We start from the raw sequence: 19,772 nt of genomic DNA, 5'->3' as shown, positions 1-19,772 counted from the left end.
GCATGAAGCGACTCAGTGCGCGACGGCTGCTCGTCGTGGTGCTGACCGCCCTCGGTCTGGTCTGCGCCGGCCTCGGTGCCGGCGCGGGCCCGGCCGTCGCGGCGAGCACCTTCCCGAACGTCGTCGTCCCGGCCCCGGTCAGCGAGACCGCCGACGGCACCACCTTCACCCTGCCCGCCACCGCCACCATCACCTCCGACGACGCGAACACCGGCGGCTACCTGGCGGGGATCCTGCGCGCCTCCACCGGATACGCGCTCCCGCTGACGGTGGGGGCGGCGAGCCCGGGCACGATCGCCCTCTCCCTCTCCGGCGCCCCGGCGTCCGTCGGCGCCGAGGGCTACCAGCTCACCGTCAGCACGAGCGGCGGCGTGCTGATCCAGGCGCAGCAGGCCGCCGGGCTGTTCCACGGCGTGCAGACGCTGCTGCAGCTGCTGCCCGGCTCGGTGATGAGCCCGACGGTCCAGCCCGGCCCGTGGACGCTGCCCGGCGGCACGATCCTCGACCACCCGCGCTTCGGCTACCGGGGCGCGATGCTCGACATCGCCCGCCACTTCTTCACACCCGCGCAGGTGGAGCGCTACATCGACGAGTTGGCGCTCTACAAGGTCAACTACCTGCACCTGCACCTGAGCGACGACCAGGGCTGGCGCATCGCCGTCAACAGCTGGCCCGACCTGGCCACCTACGGCGGCAGCACGGAGGTCGGCGGCGGTACGGGCGGCTACTGGACCCAGGCCGACTACTCCGCGGTCGTCGCCTACGCCGCCTCCCGCTACATGACGGTCGTCCCGGAGATCGACATGCCGGGTCACACCAACGCGGCGCTGGCCTCCTACGCCTCACTGAACTGCAACGGCGTCGCCCCCGCCCTCTACACCGGCACCAACGTGGGCTTCAGCTCGCTGTGCGTGTCGCTGCCGCTCACCTACACCTTCGTCGACCAGGTCCTCGGTGAGCTCGCCGCGCTCACCCCCGGCCCCTACCTCCACATCGGCGGCGACGAGGCCAGTTCCACCTCGGCCTCGGACTACGCGACGTTCATCGGCAAGGCCGAGGCGATCGTCACCGCCCACGGCAAGTCGGTGATGGGCTGGCACGACATCACCAACGCGGGCACCCCGCCCGCGGGCGCTCAGGCGCAGTTCTGGGGCACCACCACCAGCGCGCCCAACCTCGCCGCGGCGGCGGCGAACGGCACCGAGGTGGTGATGTCCCCGGCCAACCACGCCTACCTGGACATGAAGTACACCCGAAAGACCAGGCTCGGCCAGACCTGGGCGGGCCTGGTCGACGTCGACACCGCCTACGGCTGGGACCCGGGCAACTACCTCACCGGCGTCAGCGGCTCGCAGGTCGCCGGCGTGGAGGGCCCGCTGTGGACGGAGACGATCGTCACCTCCGCCGACATCGACTACATGGCGTTCCCGCGCCTGCCGGCCCTCGCGGAGCTGGGCTGGTCCCCCTGGTCGACGCACGACCAGACGGCGTTCACCGCACGGCTCGGGGCGCAGGGCCCGCGCTGGAAGGCGATGGGGGTGAACTACTACCACTCGACGCAGGTCAGCTGGCCTGCCGGTTCCTGAGCGCCTGAGCTCCTGAACCGGCCCGCCTCGGCCGCCCTTCACTCCGGTCGGTCACCGACCCCGCGCCGGTCGAGGCACGCCGGACGAGGCGGGTCGGTCGAGGCGGGTCAGTCGAGGCGGGTCAGCACGCGGGGGCCGTCCTCGGTGATCGCGACGGTGTGCTCGGCGTGGGCGCCGCGCGAGCCGTCGGCGAAGCGCAGGGTCCAGCCGTCCGGGTCGACGACCAGCTCGTCGGTGCTCGCGGACCACCACGGTTCGAGCGCGAGCGTCATCCCGGGGCGCAGGCGCAGGCCGCGCCCCGGGCGGCCGGCGTTCGGGACGTGCGGGTCCTCGTGCATGGTGCGGCCGAGGCCGTGGCCGCCGAAGTCGAGGTTGACCGGGTACCCGTGCGCGGCGGCGACGGCGCCGATCGCCGCGGACACGTCTCCGAGGCGCGCTCCCGGCACGGCCGCGGCGATGCCGGCCTCCAACGCGGCCCGGGTGGACGCCACCAGCCGCGCGTCCTCCTCGCGGGCGGTCCCCGCGACGACCGTCACCGCGGAGTCGGCCACCCAGCCGTCGACGGAGACGGCGAAGTCCAGGCTCACCACGTCCCCGTCACGCACGACGTAGTCGTGCGGAAGGCCGTGCAGCACGGCGTCGTTGACCGACAGGCAGATGACGTTGCGGAACGGCCCGCGGCCGAAGGAGGGCGCGTAGTCCCAGAAGCACGAGACCGCGCCGCGCTCCTCGACGCGCCGACGGGCCAGGCGCTCCAGGTCGAGCAGGTTGACCCCGGGCCGGACCAGGTCGGCGAGCTCGGCGAGCGTCTCGGCGACGAAGCGGCCGGTGACCGCCATCCTGTCGATCGCCTGGTCCGTCTTGTACTCGATCACTGCGCCTCCTCGTCGGTCCCGGGGGTCGGTATTTAAATACCGAGCCCGAGTCGGAGCGTAGCACGGCTCGGGTACTTTAATACCGGGGTACTTTAATACCGGCGAGCGACTACGATGAGGCCATGGTCCGCATCCCCCTCACGCCCGAGCAGATCGAGGCAGGCCGCCGCCTGGGCGCCCTGCTGCGCGAGGCCCGCGCCGGACGGGACCCCGAAGTGATCGCGCGGGCCGCGGGCATCTCGCCCGAGACCCTGCGCAAGATCGAGGCCGGGCGCATGCCCAGCCCGGGGTTCGGCACCGTCGTCGGCCTCTGCGAGGCACTGCAGCTGCCCGTAGGGACCGCCGCGCAGATCTGGCTCGGCGCGGCGGAGGAACGCCTGGCGGGCTGAGGCCCGTCCGGCCCCACTCGGCTCAGACCGGCTGGCGCCCGGTGACGTAACCCTGGAGCGGCACCGTCGGATGCAGCCGCACCACGTCGACCGAACCGTCCGTCGGCAGCGTGAGCACGAGCTTGCCCGACGCGACGCCGACCGGATGCTCGACCGGCGCACCCCAACCGCCCGCGCCCCCCGACCTCCGCATCGACACGGCGACGTTGCCGTCCGCACCCTGCGCACTGACGCACAGCCACATCGGACCGTTGCGCGCCCCACCCGCGGGGGCGGTCTCCGTCCCGGCGGGCTCGACCGGGACGTCGGTGTCCGCGCCGGCGGGGATCGGCGGCAGGTACGCGAGCACCGTCTCCTCCACGAACGCGGGCGCCGCCACCGGCGCCGTCCACCGCCACGACGCGACCGCGGCACCACCGCGCGGGTCGGCCGGGTCCGCCGTCGGCGGGCAGACCCCGTCGGGGAAGCGCGGCGCGAGGTACCCGGTGACATACGGGTCGCGTCGCGCGTGCTGGTGCGACCAGACGCCGTTGCCCTGACCGTTGTCCGTCGCCCCGGCCTGGATCGAGTTGCCGCCCTTGGTGTAGACGCTGTCCGCGTCGAACCCCATGACGATCTCGGTGTGCACGTCCGCACCGAAGATCGTCAGCGCGCCGACGGACGGGTACTCGGACCACTGCCCGTGGGCCTGCGCCCACGACATCAACTCGGCGACGGCAGCGGTCTTCGGCACGATCGCGTCCATCCCCACGTCGTGGAACATGCACCACTCGAAGATCGCGCACCACGGCACGCCGTTCCACCCGTACTCCGCACCGAACTGCGTGACGTTGTCCCAGCCGACGCCCGCCACCCAGTGCTCGTAGACACGCTCGGGGATCGACGCGACGTGGTCGACGAAGCGCCGCCAGTCGGGCGGGTTGGGCATGGTGTCCTCCCGTCAGCGGCCCCGACTCGGGCCCGGATCCGTGTACGGGTCCATGGTGGCGCAGACGGGAGGTCCCTCACGACGAAAACCGGCGCCCGCTCACGCGGACGGGTGAGCGGGCGCCGGGGTGTCGACCGCGGGACAGCCTCAGTGGTGCACGCGCAGCAGCCGGTCGGGGCCGCTGACCACGTCCATGTCCGGTGCCTGCGTCCCGTTGGGCCCGGTGTAGCCGACCACGCCCTCGTTCACGTGCCAGGTGCCGACATGGGCGGCCTTCCCCACGGTGATTCAACTCGATCTTGTACCAGCGGTGCGGCGCCATCGGCAGGCCGAGCGGCAGGCTGATCCACAGGATCGAGCCCTCGAAGTCGGTCCGGCTCGACGTCTGCCACTTGTGCGTCTGCGGGTTCAGCCAGCTCACACTGAACCCGCGATCGGTGCCCGCGCTCGGGCTCCACAGCGACAGCCGGTACCCGAGCGCGCCCAGGACCTCGGAGCTGTCCTGCATGTACCAGGCGTTCGCGTAGAAGGTGCTCCCGGTCCGCTCCGACGTCGGGACCCCGTACAACTTGCTGTAGATGTGGTGCTGCTTGCCGATGTACGTCGGCGCGGCCCCGGCCGGCGTGGCTCCGAGTCCGAGAAGCATCCCCGCCGCCGCAAGCACGCCGAGCACCCGCTTGCGCTGTGATCGCATGTCTCTCCCCCTCCGATGAGTCGTGGCTGCGGATCATAGCGGCCGTCACCGACCAGCGCCGGGCCGGTCACCGCTCAGGCACGTCCGCCGAACTGCCAGTCGTGGAGCTCGACTTCGGCGTAGTCACCGGTATCCAGAATCGCGCGGGCCGCGTCGGAGTCGACGGCCCTGACCAGCACGGCGGTGCCGAGCCAGGTGTCGCCGTCGTCGGACAGCAGCGGCCCGAACGCGATCAGCTCCTCCCGCCCGACCTGCGGCAACGCGAGCTCCGTGCCCGCCGTCGGCCCGAGGCCGAGCACCAGGAACCGTCGGTCGCCCTCCCGGCCGCCCGAGAACTCCCACATGGTGCGGCCCAGCAGGTTCCGCCACCGACGCAGCATCACATCCCGGTACACACCGGCCTGGTAGCCGGGCTCGTCGAACGCGAACGCACGCGCTGCGGCGACACTCGGAAGGTCGACGACGTGCACACTGCCGGTCGGCGCACCGCCGTGCGCCTCCAGCGTCGGCCCACGGGCGATGATCTCCTTGGCGTACCCGTCCATGTAGGACCAGTGCGCTTCGAGCAGTTCGCCGCGCAGGGCGAGTGATCCCCGCCGGTCGCGGTGGTAGCAGAAGAACTCCATCCCCGCAGTCTCTCGCGCAGCCGTACCGCGCGACCCCTTCCGACCGACGGCTGGGCGCTCTACCTTCGGGGGCCGTGACCCCACCCAGCCCTGCGCCGCCGCGCCGGGGACCGGCCGGCGCCTGGATCTTCCTCGGTGTCCTCGCGCTCCTGCTCGGCTCCGGCGTCGAGGAGACCTACTCCCAGCGGGAACCGCTCCCGCGCGTGATCTCGATCGTCCTGGTCGTCCTCTACGCCGTCGGCGTCCTCGTCTGGCACCCGTGGACCGAGGTCGCCGCGCCCGGCACTCCCGAGCCGGCCCGCACCCGACACCGCCGGGCGCTGGCCGCCCTGTGGTTCGCGGCCCTCCTCGGCGTCCGCAGCGTCATCGTCGCCCCGTCGGCCCACCGCCCGGCCATGGGGCTCACGCTCGCCGTCGGCGTCGTGATCGCCGCCGCCCTGTCGCTGCGCTTCCGCCGCCGCTGACTCACCGGTCGTTGCGGTGGCGATCCGGGCCTACGCTGGTCCCGGGGCCTCACGAGGGGCTGATGATGATCGAGTGGGTGCTGGCAGAGGCAAACGTGCGCGTCCCGGCCGGACGCGAGGCCGACCTGATCGCCGCCTACCACCGCCTGATCGCCCAGCCACTGCCCGACGGCCTCCTCCAGACCGAACTCCTGCGCGGCCCGGACGGCCGCTGGCGCATCCAGACGCTCTGGCAGGACCGTTCCTTCCTGAACGCCATGCGTGAGCGCCCGGCACACGGGCTCCTCCACGGTCTCCACGCCGACGCCGACTTCGCGGTCTTCGAGGTCGTCGACGAGTGGATCACCCCGCAGCCCGAGGACCTTCAGTGACCTCTCGCCCCTCGGCCCGCACGCCGCTCCCCGTTCGACGACGGCGGCGCGCGTGGCCGGGCAACCGGATTCAACCGGGTCCGACCGGGGCGCTGGAAGGTGAGCTGGTGGTGCCGAAGACTGTCGTACGCGCGGCCGCACGGACGGCCGTCGCCGGTCTCCCCGCAGGGGTCGAGGCCGATCGTCGAACAGGAGACGGCACCCCATGCTCAAGCTCCCCAAGGCCCGACGCGTCGCCACCGCCCTCGCGGCCACCACAATCGCCATGGCCGGCCTGACCGCGACCGCAGCCGATGCGAACGCGGCCACCAGGCAACCCGCCTGCGGCTGGATCAACATCGGCAGCCCCGGCAACTACACGCTCGAAGGCTCGTATGCCGGCCAGGTCGAGCAGGAGTACAACACGTGCAACGGAACGGTCATGGCCCACTGGCAGTGGTCGACGGGGTACCGCAACGCCCACCCGTACGCGAGCGTTGACGTCCAGGCGGTCTCGTGGGGGAACTACCCGGAGGTCACCGACCAGGCTTCCGACCTGAACGCGATCGACAACCAGAACGTCTACTCCGGCGGAACCAACATCCACAACGCCAACCCGGACGAGTGGTTCGCATACGCCCTGGTCACCGGCGATGACGGCGCTTCGTGTCGCTACGCCGCAGGAGGCTCGGTTCACGCCTACGCCAACGGCAGCGACCCGGTGGCGGCCTCTCCCAGCAGCTGCTGACGGGGAGGCTCGACTCCGGATCCGGCCGCCGGATGCTGCAGCCCTTCTCAACGCGCCTGCGGCGGAGCCCAGGAGGGCTCCGCCGCAGGCGTACGAGGAGGGGTGCGGCTCAGCTCTTCGTCGCGAGCGCGCGCAGGAAGAACGTGAGGTTGGCCGGGCGCTCCGCCAGGCGGCGCATGAAGTAGCCGTACCACTCGTTGCCGTAGGGCAGGTAGACACGCATGGTGTTGCCCTCGGCGATGAGGCGCTCCTGCTCCTCCGGGCGGATGCCGAACAGCATCTGGTACTCGAAGGAGTCCGCCTCACGGCCGTTGGCCGCCGCGAGCTCGCCGGCGATCCGGATCAGGCGCGGGTCGTGGGAGGCGATCATCGGGTAGCCCTGGCCCGCCATCAGGATCTTGAGGCAGCGAACGTAGGAGAGGTCGACCTCGGACTTCTTCTGGAACGCGACCGAGGCCGGCTCCTGGTAGGCGCCCTTGCAGAGACGGACGCGGCTGCCCGGACCGCTGAACTCGCGGCAGTCGGCCTCGGTGCGGTGGAGGTAGGCCTGCAGGACGACGCCGAGCCAGGGGTAGTCCGCGCGCAGGTCGCGGGCGATGCCCAGGGTGGAGTCGGTGGTGGTGTGGTCCTCCATGTCGAGGGTCACCGTGGTGCCGACGGCGGCAGCCGCCTCGCAGATGCGGCGGGCGTTCTCCAGGGCGACCTTCTCGCCGTCCTGGGGCAGGAACTGGCCCACCGCCGACAGCTTGACGGAAACCTCGGCGCGGTCCGCGAGGCCGGCCTCGGCCAGCGCGGCGAGCAGCTTCTCGTAGGCCTCGGCCGTCGCCGCGGCCTGGGACGCGTCGGCGGTGTCCTCGCCGAGGTGGTCGAGGGTGATCCGGCGGCCGGTGCCGACCAGCTGCTCGGTGACCGTGACGCCGTCCGCCAGGGTCTCGCCCGCGACGAAGCGGTTGACGATGGCGCGGGTCGGGGGGAGCTGCTCGATCAGCTTGCGGGAGCGCGGGGAGCGGGACGCCGCGAGCAGGGTGGAACGGAGCATGTCAAGAACTCCAGGGCAGGAGAAGTACGAGGGTGGGTGGCCCGGGTGCCGCGCCCCCTCCACGGGGGGAGTTGAGGGGGCGCGGCGGTTCAGGGGGCGTCAGGACGACGCGGGAGGGATGACGCGGACGAAACGACGGGGGCGTCAGCCCATGTGCGGGTAGCGGTGGTCCGTCGGCGGGACGAACGTCTCCTTGATGGAGCGGGACGAGGTCCAGCGCAGCAGGTTCTGCGCGGCGCCGGCCTTGTCGTTGGTGCCGGAGGCGCGCCCGCCGCCGAAGGGCTGCTGGCCGACGACGGCGCCGGTCGGCTTGTCGTTGACGTAGAAGTTGCCCGCCGCGAAACGCAGCACGGAGGCGGCGTGCGCGACCGCCGCGCGGTCGGTCGCGAAGACGGCGCCGGTCAGGCCGTAGGAGGAGACGGACTCCAGCTGCGCGAGCGTCGCGTCCCACTCCGCGTCCTCGTAGACGTGGACGGCGAGGATCGGGCCGAAGTACTCGTCGCGGAAGTACTCCGCGGCCGGGTCGGCGCCGACCAGGACGGTCGGGCGGACGAAGTAGCCGACGCTGTCGTCGCAGGTGCCACCCGCGAGGATCTCGACCTGCGGGTCGGCGGCGGCGCGCTCGAGCGCGGCCTTGTTCTTCGCGAAGGCGCGGGCGTCGATGACGGCGCTCATGAAGTTGGACAGGTCCGAGACGTCACCCATGGTCAGGGACTCGGTCGTGGCCTTGACGTCGTCCTTGATCTGCGCCCAGAGCGAGGCCGGGACGTAGGCGCGGGACAGCGCCGAGCACTTCTGGCCCTGGAACTCGAACGCGCCGCGGACCATCGCCGTGGTGAGCGCGGCCGGGTCGGCCGACGGGTGGGCGATCAGGAAGTCCTTGCCGCCGGTCTCGCCGACCAGGCGCGGGTAGCTGCGGTACGAGGCGATGTTCTCGCCGACCGTCTTCCACAGGTGCTGGAAGGTCGGGGTGGAGCCGGTGAAGTGGATGCCGGCCAGCTCGCGGTGGGGCAGCACGACGTCGGAGACGGCCAGGCCGTCGCCGGTCACCATGTTGATGACACCGGCGGGCAGACCCGCCTCCTCCAGCAGCTGCATCAGCAGGTGCGCGGCGAACTGCTGCGTGGGGGACGGCTTCCAGACGACCGTGTTGCCCATCAGGGCCGGGGCGGTCGGCAGGTTGCCGGCGATCGCGGTGAAGTTGAACGGCGTGATCGCGTAGACGAAGCCCTCGAGCGGGCGGTGGTCGGTGCGGTTCCACACGCCGGGCGAGGAGATCGGCTGCTCGGCCAGGATCTGGCGGGCGAAGTGGACGTTGAAGCGCCAGAAGTCGACCAGCTCGCAGGGCGTGTCGATCTCGGCCTGCTGCGCGGTCTTGGACTGGCCGAGCATGGTCGCGGCGGCCAGGGTCTCGCGCCAGGGGCCGGCGAGCAGGTCGGCGGCGCGCAGGAAGACGGCGGCGCGCTCGTCGAAGGGCAGCGCGCGCCAGGCCGGAGCGGCGGCGAGCGCCGCGTCGACGGCGTCGCGGGCGTCGTCCGCGGTGGCGTTGCGCATGGTGCCGAGCACGGCCGCGTGACGGTGCGGCTGGACCACGTCGATCGGCTCGCCGCCACCGAGGCGCTTCACGCCACCGATGGTCATGGTCAGCTCGACCGGGGGCTGCGAGCCCAGCCGCTTCAGCTCCGCCTCCAGGCGGACACGCTCGGGCGAACCCGGGGCGTAACTGTGCACCGGCTCGTTGACCGGCGTCGGAATCTGGGTCACAGCGTCCAACACGCGCGTGCTCCTCGTCGAGTCGTGGGGTTCTCGAGTTGTCCTCAGGATCTGTCCCCCGGATCGCCACCGCACGCAGTCGTGGTGCAAGCGGTGGACGCTCCGCAAGCGGATCGGGACGACGCGGTTCTCGCGCCGGTGCTCACGCTAGGCCCAGGAGTCGGCCCTCCTCTTTGTCCGATCGCATAGCATCTGGACATGAAGCATGTCGGGTCGGACAACATCGACGCGGGCGTCCCCCTGCCGGGGCCCGGCGCTGCCGGGATCTCCTTGCGGCAGCTGCTGATGTCGCTGGGCGAGCCCGTCGTCGAGCTCCAGTGCGCGCCGGCCGGGTTGGACGTGGAGGCCGTCGACGTCGGGCTGTTGGACCCCGAGGACCCCCCGGCCGCGCGGCCGGGCGAGCTGGTGCTGGCCATCGGCGTGCGCGGACGCGCCGCGATCCCGGCCCTGCGGGCCGCGGCGGCGGCGGGCGCGGCGGCGGTCGCGGTCCGGATCGACTCCCCCGCCCAGCGCGACACCCTGCGCGACTTCGCCGAGCAGGCCGGGATCGCGCTGCTGTCGGTGCGCCGCGAGGTCCGCTGGGAGCACCTGGACGCGCTGGCCCGCGCCGCGCTCGGCAGCGGGCGCCCGGCCCTGGCCGCCGAGGCGGGCGCGGAGGAGGGCGACCTGTTCGCCCTCGCGCAGACCACCGCCGTGCTGACCGGCGGCATCGTCAGCATCGAGGACACCGCCAACCGCATCCTCGCCTACTCCCGCTCCGCCGACTCCGACGAGATCGACGACCTGCGCCGGCTCACCATCCTCGGCTGGCAGGGACCCGAGCCGTACCTGTCCAAGCTGCGCGAGTGGGGCGTCTTCCAGCAGCTGCGCGCGGGCGACACGGTCGTCGCCATCGACGAGCACCCGGAGCTGGGCCTGCGGCGCCGCCTGGTCGTCGCGATCCGCTCCGGGGAGCGGCAGCTGGGCACGATCTGGGTCCAGGAGGGCGCGACGCCGCTGACCGAACGCGCGGACCAGGCGCTGCTGGGCGCGGCGCGGGTCGCCGCGCTGCAGCTGATGCGGCGGCGCCGCTCGGTCAGCTCGGAGCTGCGACTGACCCAGAACCTGCTCTCCGGCGTGCTGGAGGGCACCACCGGCGCGCAGTCGCTGGCCGGCCACCTCGGCCTGGACCCGAAGCGCCCGGCGGCGGTGCTGGGCTTCGCCCTGCCGGGCTCGGGGCCGGGCTCGGACGAGCTGCACCGCGAGGAGACGCTGAGCCTGATGGCCGTCCACGCGGCCGCCCGCCACCGCAGCGCGCTGACCGCGGCCGTGGACGAGCGCGTCTACGTGCTGCTGCCCGAGCTCCCGCGCGGCGTCGCGCCCGCGACCCTCCTCGGCTGGGCCCGGGAACTCGCCGAGGCCGCCACCCGCCACCTCTCCCCGAGCGGCCTGCCCTCCGTCGCCGTGCACGGCGCGCTCGGCGAGGTCGCGCCCACGCTGTCCGGTACGGCCGCGTCACGCCGCGAGGCGGACCGGATCCTCGACGCGATGGTCGCCGGCCACGTCGACGCGCAGGTCGCGGACCTCGCCCAGGTGCGCGCACAGGTCCTGCTGGCCGAGACCCTGGACCTGCTCGCCGCCGCCCCCAGCGTCCGCGACCCGCGGCTGACCGCCCTGCTCGCCCACGACGCGGAGCACGGCGGCCAACTGGCCCCCTCCGTCCTCGCCTGGCTCGACGCCTTCGGCGACGTCCGCGAGGCGGCGGCGGCCCTGCACATCCACCCCAACACCCTCCGCTACCGCGTTCGCCGGGCGGAGCAGCTCACCTCCCTGGACCTCTCCCGCCCGGAGGAACGCGTCCTGGCCATGCTCCAGCTGCGCCTGCCGCCGGGAGCGTGACCTCGGAGCCGTGACCCGGGACCGTGAGGTCACCTCGCTGCGAGCCAGGTTCGCCAGAGGTCGAGCCAGCTCGTACGGGCCTGGAGGGCCAGTTCGACGCGGAGGCGGCGCTCCTCCGGGGTGAGGGAGGCGCCCGGCAACGAGGGTTCGTCGAGGCTGTGCCACTGGCGCTGCCAGGCGTGTTGGGCAGGGGCGCTGCGGACGTCACCGGCGAGGGCGGTGAAGCGGATGCTCTCCTCGATCGCCGCCTCGGCGGCGTCCGCGTTCGCCGGGTCGAGGAACCAGTCGGAGTGCTGGGCGAGTGAGGAGATCTGGTTGACCAGCGCCGTCACGGACTCGTCGGCCTCGGAGTGGTCCTCCCCGGCCAGCCGCATCTGCTGACGCACCGCCCGCTCCCAGAGCCTGCCGTGCTCCTCGCCGTGCGCCGCACCCGAGACCGGCAGCCGATGGGCGCGCACCGCCGTCTCGACGCGGACCGCGTCGGCGACGCAGAAGTCGACCAGGCGCCGGTGGTCGGCCAGCCCCAACGGCTCCTCGGCGACCGACCCGCTGCTCCGCTCCTGCCGTTTGGCGCGCGCCGCGCGGCGCACGGTCAGCTCGTTGAGCAGCGCCTGACGGCCCTCCGCGTAGGGCGCGAGATCCTCGACGAGGCCGAGAGCCACCTCCTCGGGCGCCACGCCGCGGCCGGTCACCAGCAGCCGGGCGCGCCCGTCGGGCAGGCGCAGCCGGGCCACCCACAGCGCGCCCTCGCGACGCAGCGTCGCCGGGACGGGCACACCGTCGACGACCAGCTCGGCCGGGCCCTCCTCGGCGGTCGCCGCGCGCGCGACGCCCGGCTCGCGCAGCCGCTCGCGCTCGGTGGCGAGCAGGTCCTCCAGCAGCGCCCAGTTCTCCCCGACGCCCTCGCCGCCACGGCCGGGGCTCAGCGAGACCACCTGCACCGACGGCCCGGCGAACCAGTCGCCGTGCACCAGCTCGACCTTCACCAGCTCGCCGTCGGTCAGCTGGTACTCCGTCAGCGCGACCGGGGACAACACGGGCGCGGTGGGGACGTGGAGCGGGAACGCGGCGGCGGCGAGCATCTCCTGGTCGCGCGCGGCCGCCCCGCGCCACAGGTCGTCCGGGCCGTCGGGACCGTCCGGGGGCTCGGACCCGCCGCTGCGATACCTCACCGCGCCTCCCCTGCCGTCGCTGCAGCCAACCCTAGGGCCTGTCGGCTCTTCGATACCCCTCCCCCGATCGACTGACGCCACACCCGCCACCCGCACGTCACCCGTCCCCGCGCCGTCCTGCGGCGGACCGTGGGGTCATGACGCCCCTTCAGTCCATCCGCCAGATCCTGCTCGCCGCCACGCTCGCCCTCGCCGCACTGCCCGCGGCGACGGCCGCCGCACGACCCGCCGACACCGCCGACCCCGCCCACTGCACCCCGCCCGCGCACGTCGGCGAGGGGCGGGCCCTCGACCTCGCCCTCGACCTCGCCGTCGACTGGCCGGATGTCGCCGTCCCGCCGGGCACGGCACAGGCGCTGGGCGTGCACGTGACCAACACGGGCTCCCTGCCGACGGACCGGGCCACGACGGTCGTGGTCCACGGCTTCCAGCCGAACACCTACACCGCGGATCCGGGGCCGGCCCTGACGCCGTTGCCCGCCGGCGGTGTCTCCTTCGCCATCCCGGCCGGCGTCTCCCCCGGGGAGACCGTGAGCCGCACGGTGACGGTCGAGCTCGGCGCGTCCGTCCCGCCGCACGCCACCGAGCGGTGCGCGGTCACCGCGGCCGACGGCCCGGACGGAGCCGACCGGGCGACGGCCGTCTACGACGTGGTGACGGGAGCCCCCGTGGTGCACGTGGTGGCGACGGTCCTCCCCGCCCGCGGCAAGCCGGGCGAGACCGTCCCGCTGGTGGCCGTGCTGGGCAACGCGGGGCCCTCCAACGAGTACACCGGCCCGGCGGTCTTCACCTTCCGCGCCCCCACGCGGACCCACTGGGCCAGGCCCTCCGCCTACCGCTGCACGCCCGACGCCTCCGCCACCGTCCTCACCTGCCGCTACCCGGGCGCGCCGCTGACCTGGCGCGACGAGGCCGAGGAGCTGCCGCTGACCATCGCCCCGTCCGCCCGCCCGGGCACCCGCCTGAACGGCGGCACCGTGACCGCCACGGACCCGTTCGACCCGGTGGTCTTCCACGGCGCCGGTTTCGGGGTCGACGTGACGAGCTGACAGCAGGAGCAGGACCTACGGCCTGCGCGCCGCGACGCCGTCGAGCAGCAGGCGCAGCCCGAGTTCGAAGCCCCGGTCGTCCAGGCCGGGCGCGCCGCTGCCGGGTGCCGCGCCGCCGCGGGCGAAGGAGGCGGACAGGGCGTCCGCCAGGGCCGGGTACTCGGGCCGGTACGCGGCCGGTTCGCGGGTGAAGCCGGCCGTGAAGGTCTCCAGCGCGGAGCCGAGGACGAGGTAGTCCAGCGCGGCCGCGACCTCCGCGGCGTCCGCCGGGTCGAGGCCGGCCCGACCGAGGAGCGCGAGGAGGGCGTCGTAGCCGCGCAGTGCGCGGGAGGCCTCGACGCGGCGACGGGCCAGCAGGGCGATGGTGTTGGGGTGGCGCAGGAAGACCGCGCGATAGCCGCGCGCGTACGCCGCGAGGCCCGCGCGCCAGTCGGGGTCGTCGAGGGGGGCGTGGTCGATCTCCTCGTTGACGAGCTCGGAGACGTCGTCGACCAGCGCCTCCTTGCTCTCGACGTGGTTGTAGAGGGACGCCGCCTTGACTCCGAGCCGCTCGGCCAGCGCCCGCATGGTGAGCCCGTCCGGGCCCTCCTCGTCCACCACCTGCAGCGCGGCGAGCGCGATGCGCTCGCGGGTCAGCAGTGCCCTGCTGGGTCGACCCACCCCGAAATCCCCTCTTCCGCTCTCCGCCTTCGGCGGCTATCGTCCCACTTCAACACCAGTGACTAACTAAGTTAGTTTTAGCCGACACAGCCGAGGAAACGGGAGCCCATGACCGACCTGACCGACGAGACCACGACCGACGCGGACCGGCTGGCCGCGCTCGGCTACCGCCAGGAGCTCAGACGCAGCCTGAGCGTCCTCGGGAACATCTCCATGGGCTTCGCCGTCGTCTCCCCCGTGGTCGGCCTCTACGCCGCCGCGCAGGTCGGTATGAGCATCGCGGGCGGCGCGTGGGTGTGGGCCCTGCCGATCTGTCTCATCGGGCAGTGCCTGGTGGTGGCGGTCTACTCGGAGCTGGCCTCGCAGTGGCCGCTGGCCGGCGGCGCCTACCAGTGGAGCCGCCGCCTGGCGAGCCCGGCCTTCGCCTGGCTCAGCGGCTGGATGTGGCAGTTCGCGGTGATGTTCGGCAACACCACGGTCGCCTACCTGGCCTCGCCCTGGCTCTTCTCGCTCTTCGGCGCCGTCCCGACGCCCACCGAGCAGGTGCTGGCCTCCGCCGGGTTCATGCTCTTCTGCACCCTCGTCAACGCCTACGGCATCGACCTGCTGCGCTGGTTCGTCAGCCTCGGCATCGCCGCCGAGGCGGTCGCCTCCGTGCTGGTCGGCTTCACGCTGCTGCTGGTCTTCCGGCAGCACGGCTTCTCGCTGCTCACCGACTTCCTGCACGCCCCGGCCGGGCTCGGCGTCAGCGACACCGGCGCGATGCTGGCCGCCGTGGCCGTGGCCGGCTGGGCCTTCATCGGCTTCGACGCCTGCGTCTCGACCGCCGAGGAGACCAAGGACGCGGCCCGCCAGGTGCCGAGGGCGATGTGGTGGTCGCTGCTCAGCGTCGGTCTCGTGGTGATCCTCAACGCCGTCTCGGTCGAGCTCGCGCACCCGAACCCCGCCGACGTCGTCTCCGGCAAGGACCTCGATCCGGTCACCACCGCCGTCACCCACGCCTTCGGCGGCTGGGCCGACAAGCCGTTCGTCGTGGTCGTCCTGGTCAGCTTCACCGCCTGCCTGATGGCCTCCCAGGGCGGCGCCGCCCGCGGCCTGTACTCGCTCGCCCGCGACGAGGTGTTTCCCTTCTCCCGCCAGGTCCGCAAGGTCAACAAGCACAAGGCACCGATCGGCGGCCTCGTCGCGGCCACGGTGGTCAGCTGCGCCGCGCTGCCGCTGGGCCTGAGCACCTCGGCCATGGGCAGCCTGATCACCTTCGGCAGCGCGGCGACCTTCGTCCCGTTCTTCCTGCTGACGGTGGTCGCGCTGGTCGCGCGGCTGCGCGGCACCTGGAAGCCGGCCGGAGCGGTGGGCTACGGCCGGCTCGGCACCCCGCTGAACCTGCTCGCGGTGGTGTGGACCGGCTTCGAGGTGGTCAACATCTGCTGGCCGCGCAGCATCCTCGCCCCGGTGGGCGCGCCCTGGTACCAGGTCTGGGCGGCGCTGCTCGGCGTCGGCACGGTCACCCTCGCGGGCCTGGCCTACCTGCTGGTGCGCCGCCCCGACCGCCGCATGCGCGGCGCCGACGAGGACCGGCCCATCGGCGACGAGCTCGCGCCCGCCGTCCTGTAGGGCCCGTCCGTCGGACAGGCCCGAGGGTGATCCGTTACCGGCGCGTGCCGCAGTGGGGGCAGAACGCGGCACCCGGCGGGAGCTCGGCGTGGCAGGAAGCGCAGGCGTCCTGTCCGCCGAGCCGGTGTCCGCAGGAGGGGCAGAAGTTGGCCCCGTGCGTCTCGGTGCGGCACTCCGGGCAGACCAGCTGGAACGGCCGGTCCAGGTCGTAGGAGGCGCCCTGGCTGCCGCCCAGGTCGTAGGCGCGGGAGGTGGCCGCGTCGTTCAGGCCGCGCTGCTGGGCGGCCGCGACCTCGGCGGCGGTGTCGGGCGCGCAGCCGTGGCACAGGCCCTGCGCCTGGCTGAAGCACCGCTCGCACACGTAACTCGTGCAGCGGGCGCAGCGGTTGAAGTGGCCCTCGGCGTCCGCGATGGCGCGCCGGAACGCGGCGTCCTTGGCCGGGCCCCAGTTCGCGCCGACCAACCCGTCCAGCGCGGCGGACGCCTCGCTGCCGGCCCGGCCGAGCGCCCCCCAGGCGCTGCCGACGGCCTTGTCCAGCCAACCGGAGACCCGGCCGCTGGCGTAGGGCTGGAACGCGGAACGCCAGGTGTCGTGGCAGCGCGAACAGCCGAACTCGAACTGGAAGCCCGCACCTGTGCCGTACTGCTGACACAGGTCGTGGTAGTTGTTGCTGAAGTAGATCTCGCCCGGAGCGTTCTGACCGTTCATCCCTGTTTGCCCCCTCCACGGAACCGGCGCACACTCTCGCACACGCGCTCGTGAGGGGGCCAGTTCCGTTCGCGCCGGAACCGCTTCGGCCGGTGGTCCGGGCTGTCCGCGGGACGGCTCAGGCGGCGGTCGACGCCCCCGGGCCGCGCCGCACGGGCACGGGCAGCGTGAGCCAGGTCTTGAGGCGGCTCGCGAGCGGTCGCTCGACGAGCCGGTGGATCAGGTAGGCGCCGAGCAGCATCAGCAGGACCACACCGGCCAGCAGTGCCTCCGGGGCCACCCTGCCGGCCAGTCGCCCGATGACCAGCCAGCCGAGCTCCTCGTGGAGCAGGTAGAGGGGGTAGGTCAGGGCCCCGGCGGTGACCAGCCAGCGGCGGTTGAGGAACGTCAGCCTGCCGAGCGCGATCGCGAGGATCACGGCGTAGCAGGCGGTCACCAGAGCCACGCCCACCGTCCAGGACAGACGCAGGTGAGCGGACCAGCCGCCCTCCTCGTTGACCAGGATGAGCAACTGGTGCTGTGCCAGCAGCCACGAGGCTCCCAGCATCAGCCAGAGCAGCGGGCCGGGCCGGAACCGGTACATCAGGAACATCAGGATGCCGCCGACGAAGAAGGGCGCGTAGGTCGGCTGGAACAGCGTCACCAGCAGCGACAGCCCGGAGGCGGGCGCCAGCACCGCGCCGACCAGCCAGATCGCACAGAAACCGAGCACCCGCTGGTAGGTCAGGCCCATCAGCACGACGACCGAGAAGATCAGGTAGAACCGCATCTCCGCCCAGAGCGACCAGTAGACCGGGTCCACGTGCCCGACGCCGAGCGGCTCGTGAAGCATGGTCAGGTTGGTCAGGATCCGCTCCGGCGTCATGGTCGTGTCGCCGTTCAGACGAAGCGCGACGCCGGTGAGCAACACGCAGCACCAGTACGCCGGGTAGAGGCGCATGACACGGGAGACCGCGAAGTCCCGGACCGAACGGCCCCAGCACGACATGCAGATGACGAAGCCGCTGAGCAGGAAGAAGAACTCGACCCCGAGCCAGCCGTAGGACGCGATCGAGTGCAGCGTCGGGAAGACCACACCCGTCGGCTTGTGCCACGCGCCCTGGTAGCCGAAGTGGTCGTACCCCACGAAGTGGAAGACGACCACCGCCAACGCGGCGACCAGCCGCAGCCCGTCGAGCGCGTACAGCCGCGGGCGGCGCGGCTGCGGGATGATCCGCTCGGACACGGGCTCCGGTTGCGACGGGGACGGCGGCGGGGGGGACGACGTCAGGGCTCGCAGCTGGACGGTGGGCGACTCGGGAAGCAAGGGGCGGGACAAAAGGGCCTCTTTCTGCGTGACCCGCGCACCCTACTACGTAGTAGTCAGTACCCCGACAACAACACCAATGCCGTACTGCGAGGATTTTGTGACGATCGTCACCGGCCCTGCGACTTCGCCTTGTATGCCGCCTTGCGGGCCATCTTCGCCACCGACTTGTCGGGGTGCAGCTCGCCCACCGCCTCCAGGACCGCACGGGTGTAGGTGTGGTCCACCCGCCACAGGTCGTCGAAGAAGCGGTCCGGGCCGTCGGGGCCGGGCAGCATCTCGACGAGCTCGCGCATCGCCTCCGCCTGCCCGCCGGTGTCGATCAGCTGGGCGGCCAGCGCGTCGACCGTCGTCCACAGCACGGTGGCCCGCTCGGGCTGCGGCAGGTCCGTCGCGCCCAGCTCGGTCAGCCACGCGCCGGCGATGCCGACCAGCTCCGGGTCCCCCAGGACCTCGCGAACCGCGGGCACCGCGGGCTCACCCAGGCGTCGCAGCGCGACCTGGCAGTACAGGCGGCGGACGGGGGCCACCAGGTCGTCGCCGCGCGCGGCGGCCAGCAGCTCCGTGGCGGCCGCCAGCGGATCACGCCCCTGGATCCACTCGACGATCTCCTCCTCCGGCAGCACGTTGGCCGACTCGCAGATGCCGCGCAGCAGCTCCGCGGCGTCGCCCTGGGCGTGCGCGCCCACCAGCGGCGCGTCGATGCCGTCCTCCAGCAGCCACTGCCGGACACCGAAGAGGCCGAGGTCGGTCAGCCGGACGTGGCCGAAGCGGTCGACCTCCTCCGGGTCCAGCTCCTCCGACTCCGCCACCGGGGCGTCGCCGTCCTCGCTCTCCTCGAACAGGCTCGGGTCGATCGGGCGGTAGTCGAGGATGCCGAGGTCGGCGAGCTCCTGGAGCATCGGGTCGAGCAGCACCATCGTCTCGGTGATCTCGCCAAGCAGCTCCTCGGTCGGGTCCTCTCCCTCGGGGACGACCAGCAGCGCGGCCAGCACACCGAGCGGCAGGGTCTGCTCGGCCGCGGTCGGCGCCAGCGCCCGCGTCTCGTAGAGGACCTGGAGGGCGTCGTCGAGCAGGCCCTGGGCCTCCTCCCGGGCCTCCTCCAGTCGCGCGTACTCCTCCTCGGACTCGTCGTCCGCCTCCAGCTCGTCGGCCTTCTCGCCCTGCGGGCCGTCGTCCTCGTCCTCGTCCTCGTCCTCGTCCTCGCGGGAGGCGGCCTCGATGTCCTCGATCGCGGCCTCGACCGCCGTCTGCGCGATCACCGACGCGGCGGTGAGCCAGGCGTCGAGGACGGCCTCCGGGTCGCCCGCCTCCAGCCGCGCCAGCTCCGGACCGGCGAGGCCGCGCTCCGGTGCGTCCTCGGCACTGTCCTGGCCGGACTCCAGGACGATCAGCTCCAGGTCGACGGCGAGCGCCCAGGCCCGCTCGACCTCGCCGACGTCGTCCCCGTCCAGCCCCATCGCGGCGGCCGCGGCCGACGCCTGCTCCTCGGAGAGCTCGCCCCACTCGTCGACGGGCTTGCCCTCGCCGACCCAGCGGGCCAGCGCGACGGTCTGCGCGACCAGCGGCGCGGCCAGCGCGGCGGCGGCCAGCTCCTCGGCCGCGGCGAGCCGCACCGGCGGGACGAGCACCAGGTCGTCCTCGTCCGTGGCGTCCAGGTCGTCCGCGTCCGGGTGCCCGTCACCCGCGCCGGCTCCGTAGAGGGTCTCCAGATCGAGGTCGGCGGGCAGGGGCACGCCCTCGCCGATGGTGCCGTCCTTACGGCTGCGCGCTGCCATGATCCCGACCGTCCTTCACACCTGTGTGACGCACGAACACCGCTCCTGACGCCGAGGGTAGTCCCTGGCGGGGCCGGGCGTCGTTTCCCTTGACGGGTGACCAGCACGTATCCTCCGCTGGGCTGAACGTGCAC

Annotated in this window: 19 protein-coding genes; 8 read left to right on the top strand and 11 right to left on the bottom strand. The window is 73.0% G+C overall.

From position 1 onward, the window contains the following. Positions 1–2: 2 nt before the first annotated feature. On the top strand, positions 3–1,586 hold the full coding sequence (locus tag BMY61_RS10940; RefSeq protein WP_042441471.1) for a beta-N-acetylhexosaminidase: 1,584 nt from the start codon (positions 3–5) through the stop codon (positions 1,584–1,586). A 107-nt stretch (positions 1,587–1,693) separates the two neighbouring features. Here the strand turns inward: BMY61_RS10940 and map are convergent, their stop codons facing one another. Next, positions 1,694–2,461, bottom strand: coding sequence for a type I methionyl aminopeptidase (map, locus tag BMY61_RS10935; protein ID WP_042441473.1), 768 nt, complete (start codon positions 2,459–2,461; stop codon positions 1,694–1,696). A gap of 122 nt (positions 2,462–2,583) precedes the next feature. Between map and BMY61_RS10930 the strand changes: the two genes are divergently transcribed. Next, positions 2,584–2,850, top strand: a complete 267-nt coding sequence (locus BMY61_RS10930; protein WP_042441475.1) for a helix-turn-helix domain-containing protein — start codon at positions 2,584–2,586, stop codon at positions 2,848–2,850. A 22-nt stretch (positions 2,851–2,872) separates the two neighbouring features. On the opposite strand, the gene BMY61_RS10925 is transcribed toward BMY61_RS10930, so the two are convergent. From BMY61_RS10925 to BMY61_RS10915, 3 genes are all read right to left on the bottom strand, one after another. Then, positions 2,873–3,778, bottom strand: a complete 906-nt coding sequence (locus BMY61_RS10925; RefSeq protein ID WP_052438212.1) for a hypothetical protein — start codon at positions 3,776–3,778, stop codon at positions 2,873–2,875. A 147-nt stretch (positions 3,779–3,925) separates the two neighbouring features. After that, on the bottom strand, positions 3,926–4,060 hold the full coding sequence (locus BMY61_RS48340) for a hypothetical protein (protein ID WP_269083948.1): 135 nt from the start codon (positions 4,058–4,060) through the stop codon (positions 3,926–3,928). Positions 4,061–4,546: 486 nt separating this feature from the next. After that, positions 4,547–5,098: a YciI family protein gene (locus tag BMY61_RS10915; protein ID WP_042441479.1), complete on the bottom strand. Its 552-nt coding sequence runs from the start codon at positions 5,096–5,098 to the stop codon at positions 4,547–4,549. A gap of 74 nt (positions 5,099–5,172) precedes the next feature. Between BMY61_RS10915 and BMY61_RS10910 the strand changes: the two genes are divergently transcribed. From BMY61_RS10910 to BMY61_RS10900, 3 genes are all read left to right on the top strand, one after another. Continuing rightward, a complete protein-coding gene (locus tag BMY61_RS10910; protein WP_042441481.1) occupies positions 5,173–5,562 on the top strand; it encodes a hypothetical protein in 390 nt (129 codons plus the stop codon). A 77-nt stretch (positions 5,563–5,639) separates the two neighbouring features. Continuing rightward, positions 5,640–5,933, top strand: coding sequence for an antibiotic biosynthesis monooxygenase family protein (locus BMY61_RS10905; RefSeq protein WP_143094265.1), 294 nt, complete (start codon positions 5,640–5,642; stop codon positions 5,931–5,933). A 205-nt stretch (positions 5,934–6,138) separates the two neighbouring features. Next, the gene (locus BMY61_RS10900) at positions 6,139–6,660 is read left to right on the top strand and encodes a hypothetical protein (RefSeq protein ID WP_042441483.1); all 522 of its coding nucleotides are present in this window, start codon (positions 6,139–6,141) and stop codon (positions 6,658–6,660) included. Positions 6,661–6,769: 109 nt separating this feature from the next. Here BMY61_RS10900 and BMY61_RS10895 read toward each other — a convergent pair whose 3' ends face one another. Both BMY61_RS10895 and pruA read right to left on the bottom strand, forming a co-directional pair. Continuing rightward, the gene (locus BMY61_RS10895) at positions 6,770–7,699 is read right to left on the bottom strand and encodes a proline dehydrogenase family protein (protein WP_042441485.1); all 930 of its coding nucleotides are present in this window, start codon (positions 7,697–7,699) and stop codon (positions 6,770–6,772) included. A gap of 144 nt (positions 7,700–7,843) precedes the next feature. Then, positions 7,844–9,472, bottom strand: a complete 1,629-nt coding sequence (pruA, locus tag BMY61_RS10890) for an L-glutamate gamma-semialdehyde dehydrogenase (RefSeq protein WP_042441923.1) — start codon at positions 9,470–9,472, stop codon at positions 7,844–7,846. Between the two features lie 198 nt (positions 9,473–9,670). On the opposite strand from pruA, the gene BMY61_RS10885 reads away from it, so the two are divergent. Then, a complete protein-coding gene (locus BMY61_RS10885) occupies positions 9,671–11,350 on the top strand; it encodes a PucR family transcriptional regulator (RefSeq protein ID WP_236655791.1) in 1,680 nt (559 codons plus the stop codon). A gap of 29 nt (positions 11,351–11,379) precedes the next feature. Here BMY61_RS10885 and BMY61_RS46055 read toward each other — a convergent pair whose 3' ends face one another. Beyond that, positions 11,380–12,522 (bottom strand): hypothetical protein, encoded by a 1,143-nt coding sequence (locus tag BMY61_RS46055; protein WP_042441487.1) that lies wholly within the window; start codon positions 12,520–12,522, stop codon positions 11,380–11,382. A gap of 137 nt (positions 12,523–12,659) precedes the next feature. Between BMY61_RS46055 and BMY61_RS10875 the strand changes: the two genes are divergently transcribed. After that, positions 12,660–13,571, top strand: coding sequence for a hypothetical protein (locus BMY61_RS10875; RefSeq protein ID WP_042441489.1), 912 nt, complete (start codon positions 12,660–12,662; stop codon positions 13,569–13,571). A gap of 15 nt (positions 13,572–13,586) precedes the next feature. Here the strand turns inward: BMY61_RS10875 and BMY61_RS10870 are convergent, their stop codons facing one another. Continuing rightward, positions 13,587–14,231, bottom strand: a complete 645-nt coding sequence (locus tag BMY61_RS10870; RefSeq protein WP_042441490.1) for a TetR/AcrR family transcriptional regulator — start codon at positions 14,229–14,231, stop codon at positions 13,587–13,589. A gap of 108 nt (positions 14,232–14,339) precedes the next feature. On the opposite strand from BMY61_RS10870, the gene BMY61_RS10865 reads away from it, so the two are divergent. After that, on the top strand, positions 14,340–15,845 hold the full coding sequence (locus tag BMY61_RS10865; protein ID WP_042441492.1) for an APC family permease: 1,506 nt from the start codon (positions 14,340–14,342) through the stop codon (positions 15,843–15,845). A gap of 34 nt (positions 15,846–15,879) precedes the next feature. Here BMY61_RS10865 and BMY61_RS10860 read toward each other — a convergent pair whose 3' ends face one another. The 3 genes from BMY61_RS10860 to BMY61_RS46050 form a co-directional block, all read right to left on the bottom strand. Further along, a complete protein-coding gene (locus BMY61_RS10860; RefSeq protein ID WP_042441494.1) occupies positions 15,880–16,554 on the bottom strand; it encodes a zinc ribbon domain-containing protein in 675 nt (224 codons plus the stop codon). 118 nt (positions 16,555–16,672) lie between these two features. Then, positions 16,673–17,779, bottom strand: coding sequence for an acyltransferase family protein (locus tag BMY61_RS10855; RefSeq protein WP_063773135.1), 1,107 nt, complete (start codon positions 17,777–17,779; stop codon positions 16,673–16,675). 191 nt (positions 17,780–17,970) lie between these two features. Then, positions 17,971–19,638: a hypothetical protein gene (locus BMY61_RS46050; RefSeq protein WP_052438213.1), complete on the bottom strand. Its 1,668-nt coding sequence runs from the start codon at positions 19,636–19,638 to the stop codon at positions 17,971–17,973. Positions 19,639–19,772: the final 134 nt, after the last annotated feature.

The organism is Streptacidiphilus jiangxiensis, from assembly GCF_900109465.1.
GTDB lineage: Bacteria > Actinomycetota > Actinomycetes > Streptomycetales > Streptomycetaceae > Streptacidiphilus > Streptacidiphilus jiangxiensis.
The sequence above is the reverse complement of the archived record's forward strand: the minus strand, read 5'-3'. Positions and strand labels throughout refer to the sequence as shown.